Raw genomic sequence first — 272 nt, 5'->3', positions numbered from 1 at the left:
CCCATCACGGGTCCAGATCCCGGTCTTTTCGCAGATATAACGGGCATCAGTAAAGTCCAGCTCCTGCTGGCGGATGACGCAGGCATTATGCTCGCAGTGTTAAAAAGCGCTGGAGCTCGAATTGGGAGGTAAACGGGTATTTCAGTTCAAGGCCGTTGCCGTCACTGCATAAACCATCGGGAGAGCAGGCGGTACGCATACTTTCGTCGCGATAGATGATCGGGGATTCAGTAACATTCACGCCGGAAGTGAATTCAAACAGGGTTCTGGCT

1 protein-coding gene is annotated in these 272 nt (G+C 52.6%); it reads right to left on the bottom strand.

Annotated elements, in window-relative coordinates; translation table 11 throughout:
• Positions 1-85: 85 nt before the first annotated feature.
• Positions 86-272 (bottom strand): YqaJ viral recombinase family protein (locus NCR93_RS31690; protein ID WP_502799871.1); only part of this gene is annotated, 187 nt, incomplete at its 5' end.

Source organism: Caballeronia sp. ATUFL_F1_KS39 (assembly GCF_023630985.1).
GTDB lineage: Bacteria > Pseudomonadota > Gammaproteobacteria > Burkholderiales > Burkholderiaceae > Caballeronia > Caballeronia zhejiangensis.
The sequence above is the reverse complement of the archived record's forward strand: the minus strand, read 5'-3'. Positions and strand labels throughout refer to the sequence as shown.